3 protein-coding genes are annotated in these 4,238 nt (G+C 63.4%); all 3 read left to right on the forward strand.

What is annotated here, in order from left to right; all coding sequences use genetic code 11:
• Positions 1-1,240, forward strand: a 1,240-nt coding sequence (gene pcaF / locus NPX02_RS20855; protein WP_335342617.1) for a 3-oxoadipyl-CoA thiolase, incomplete at its 5' end; no start/stop codon positions are given.
• Between the two features lie 187 nt (positions 1,241-1,427).
• On the forward strand, positions 1,428-3,491 hold the full coding sequence (locus NPX02_RS20860; protein WP_260295989.1) for a CoA-binding protein: 2,064 nt from the start codon (positions 1,428-1,430) through the stop codon (positions 3,489-3,491).
• Positions 3,492-3,751: 260 nt separating this feature from the next.
• Positions 3,752-4,183, forward strand: coding sequence for a GFA family protein (locus tag NPX02_RS21675; RefSeq protein ID WP_470423649.1), 432 nt, complete (start codon positions 3,752-3,754; stop codon positions 4,181-4,183).
• Positions 4,184-4,238 lie beyond the last annotated feature (55 nt).

The following is a 4,238-nucleotide window of genomic DNA, read 5'->3' on the forward strand; positions in this document are numbered from 1 at the left end:
AAATTATTTTGACCTCGACAAAAGGATCACCACCATGCCCGAAGCCTTTATCTGCGACGCCATCCGTACCCCGATCGGCCGCTACGGCGGCAGCCTGGCCACCGTGCGCAGCGACGACCTGGCCGCCCTGCCGGTACGGGCGCTGATGGAACGCAATCCCGATGTCGACTGGTACCGGCTGGATGACCTGATCTATGGCTGCGCCAACCAGGCCGGTGAGGACAACCGCAACGTGGCGCGCATGACCGCCCTGCTGGCCGGCCTGCCCGACACCGTGCCCGGCGCTACCCTGAACCGGCTGTGCGGCTCCGGCATGGACGCCGTCGGCAGCGCCGCCCGCGCCATCAAGAGCAGCGAGGCGCAGCTGATGATCGCCGGCGGGGTGGAGTCCATGTCCCGCGCCCCGTTCGTCATGGGCAAGGCGGAGAGTGCCTTCTCGCGCCAGGCAGAGATCTTTGACACCACCATCGGCTGGCGCTTCATCAATCCGCGCATGAAGGCGCTGTACGGCGTCGACTCCATGCCGGAGACCGCCGAGAACCTGGCCGTGGAGTTCGGCATCAGCCGCGCGGACCAGGACGCCTTCGCCCTGCGCTCCCAGCAGTTGACCGGGGCCGCCCAGGACGCGGGCAGGCTGACCGAGGAGATCGTCCCGGTCAGCCTGCCCCAGCGCAAGGGCGACCCGCTCCTGTTCGACCGGGATGAGCATGCCCGCCCCCAGACCCAAATCGAGCAGCTGGCCAAACTGCGCCCTATTGTCCACCCCGAGGGCAGCGTCACCGCCGGCAACGCCTCCGGGGTCAACGACGGCGCCTGCGCCCTGTTGATCGCCTCGGAAGCGGCGGCCCGCCAGCAGGGGCTGACCCCGCGCGCCCGCATCCTCGGCATGGCCACCGCCGGCGTGCCGCCGCGCACCATGGGCTTCGGCCCGGCCCCGGCCAGTGAGAAGCTGCTGCAGCGCCTTGGACTGGGACTGGCGCAGATGGATGTGATCGAACTGAACGAGGCGTTCGCCGCCCAGGCCCTGGCGGTGACCCGCCACTTGGGGCTGGCCGATGACGACGAGCGCATCAACCCCAACGGTGGCGCTATCGCCCTGGGTCATCCGCTCGGTATGAGCGGCGCGCGCCTGCTCACCACCGCCAGCTACCAGTTGCAGCGCAGCGGCGGCCGCTACGCCCTCTGCACCATGTGCATCGGCGTGGGCCAGGGCATCGCAGTGGTAATCGAGCGGGTATAACGGGAGGTAACTGCTCACTTACATACCGGGTGAGTCACGATAGGAGAAACAAACCGTAGGATGCCGGTGAGCTTGCGAACCGCATCATCCACTGGACGCAAGAGCGGCAACGATGCGGTTCGTTTCACTCACCGCATCCTACGTTCTGAGAGCAACAGTCACACTGACCACTATCAGGAACAGCGCTATGAACAACAACACACCCGACCTGGACGGCATCACCGCCCTGCTGCAGACCCGCACCCGCGATGGCCACCAGACCCTGAACGACGCCGAATTGCGGCAGCTGCTGGAGATGGCCGGGCTGCCCCTTGGCAGCAAGCAGCGCGGTGAACAGGCGAGTGGTCCCGAACTGGTCCTCTCCCTGACCAACACCCGGGAGTTCGGCATGGTGGTCAGCGCCGGGCTGGGCGGCACGACCGGTAGCCTGCTGGCCCCTGCCCTGCAAAAGGGCCAGGGCAACGTAAGCGCCGCCGCCGACCTGACCAACGGCGAGGACCTGCTGGCCAGCTTTAAAAAGACCATCGCCTGGCGCCAGTTGGACGGCAGCGTGAATGACCAGACCCTGATCGACAGCTTCGATGCCTTCATCCACCTGGGCCGGCACTACGCCCCGACCAACCCGGAGGCGCCGTTCGTGATCGAGCGCCTGGAACTCAACCCGTTCAGCTTCAGCGACAACCGCATCGCTTTCAGTGAAGGGACGTGCACATTCACGCGACCGGCGCCGATCCCGGCACCCCGTCCGGTCGCCAAGATCGGCCGGATGCTGCACCCGAAATCCATCGGCATCATCGGCGTCTCCGGCAGCAAGATGAACTTCGGCCGCATCATCCTCAAAAACATCCTGGCCAGCGGCTACCCGGCCGCGCAGATCACCATCATCCGCCCAAACGAGGAGGAGATCGACGGCGTCAAGTGCGCCGGGAGTCTCGCCAGCCTGGAGCACAAGCTGGACCTGTTCGTGGTGGCCATCGCCGCCGACGCGGTCTACGACCTGGTGGACGAAGTGATCGCCAACGACGCCGCCGAGGCGGTAATGCTGATCCCCGGCGGCCTGGGCGAGACCGCCGCCAGCCGTGACCAGGCGGCGGCGATGATGAAACGCATCAACGAGGCACACCGTAGCGAGGACGGCGGCCCGGTGTTCCTGGGTGGCAACTGCCTCGGCATCGTCTCCCACCCGGGCGAGTACGATACCTGGTTCATCCCCAAGAACCGCCTGCCCCAGGGGCAGAAAAAAGCCCAGCGCAACTCCGCCCTGATCAGCCAGAGCGGCGCCTTCATGATCACCCGCTTGAGCCACAACCCCTGGCTTGATCCCGCCTACATGACCGCCCTGGGCAACCAGAACGACCTCACCCACGGCGACATGGTCAACTACTTCGCCGAGCTGGACGGCATCGACACCATCGGCGTCTACGCCGAGGGCTTCCGTGATCTGGACGGCCTGCACTTCGCCAGGGGCGTGCGCAAGGCGGTACTGAAAGGCAAGCAGGTGGTGCTCTACAAGGCCGGCCGCTCCGGCGCGGGCGCCAACGCCACCATGGGCCACACCGCCTCCATCGCCGGAGATTTCGCGCTGCTGGAAGCGGTCATCACCCAAGCCGGCGGCATGGTGTGCGACGACTTCGAACGCTTCAACGACCTGTTCTACATCGCCGACTGCCTGCACGACAAGCGCATCGGCGGCAATCGTCTGGGCGCGGTCAGCGGTGCCGGCTTCGAGGCGGTGGGCATGGCCGACAATATTGCGGCGGACGGCTTCTCCCTGGAAGTGGCCGCGATGGCTCCCGAGACTGAGGCCCGGATTGGCGAAATCCTCAAGGCGAAACGGCTGGACGCCCTGATGGAGATCCGCAACCCCATGGACATCAATCCCGGTGCCGACGACGAGGCGCACCTGCAGTGCGCCGAGGCGATGGCCAGCGATCCCAACATCGATGCCGTGGTGGTGGGCCTCGACCCCATGTCGCCGGTGATGCGCACCCTGGTGGACAACAAGCTGCGCCCCGGCTACGACATCAGCGACGAGCAGAGCATCGCCCACCAGATGCCGAAAATGGTGGCTGCACTGGACAAGCCGCTGATCGGCATCGTCGACGGCGGTGAGCTCTACGAACCCCTGGTGGCCGCCATGAAGGACCGCGGCGTCTGCGTGTTCCGCTCCTGCGGCGCCGGCGTCAAGGCGCTGTCCAGCTACACCCGGGCGCGGTTGCGGGCGGCGGAGATCAGGAAGCTGTTTGACTGATGGGTTGACCGGGTGTCGGGATCGGTCATTTGGCCGGTCCCGAGCTGTCAACTCCGCACTTGCCCGTTGCCCCACCACGAGTAGTTGTTGCTCTGACCCTGAAATCGCGAACTCTTTAGGTGAGTGCATATCGCGTCATATGACTTCTGAAACACACCTTAAGGATGGCCAAAGACAATTATTGTTTTTGAAGAAAATTCAAAAATGGCTATTTTGGGATTATCCTACAGCCTCGTTAGGCCTCTCGTAAGGAGCAGCGTATGCACCAAATAACTGGAAGCTGTCACTGTGGAAGCATCGGCGTTTCGGTGGGGTTACCGCGTGCGCCACACGAATACTGTCCTCGAGTTTGTGATTGCGACTTTTGCCGTAAGCATGGTGCATCATATTTCTCTGATCCAGGAGGGACCCTAAGCCTTCGGGTTTCTGACCCGAAGCTACTTCACAGTTACCGGCAGGGTAGTGAAACAGCCGAAATGCTGTTGTGCGGAAACTGTGGCGTCCTCATCGGAGGACTTTTCCGTAGTGATGGAGAGGTATTTGGAGCTATAAACACGAGAATTATCGACGGTAATGTGCAGTTCGGCGACAACAAAATCACCTCTCCAAAGCTGCTAGCAGTTGAGGAAAAAACTGAGAGATGGCGGAAATTGTGGTTTCCAAATGTTGATATAAATTATGTCGAGGCCTAACCATTCGCTGTAGATGGTAGGTTGGGGCGAGGAACGAACCCCAACAATATTTGGC

Source organism: Sedimenticola hydrogenitrophicus, assembly GCF_025175675.1.
In the GTDB taxonomy this organism is placed as follows: domain Bacteria; phylum Pseudomonadota; class Gammaproteobacteria; order Chromatiales; family Chromatiaceae; genus Sedimenticola; species Sedimenticola hydrogenitrophicus.

What these genes read in the sequence shown, in the direction of transcription:
- NPX02_RS20860 (WP_260295989.1), top strand. Translation starts at nt 1,428, where the DNA reads ATGAACAACAACACACCCGACCTGGACGGCATCACCGCCCTGCTGCAG.
- NPX02_RS21675 (WP_470423649.1), top strand. Translation starts at nt 3,752, where the DNA reads ATGCACCAAATAACTGGAAGCTGTCACTGTGGAAGCATCGGCGTTTCG.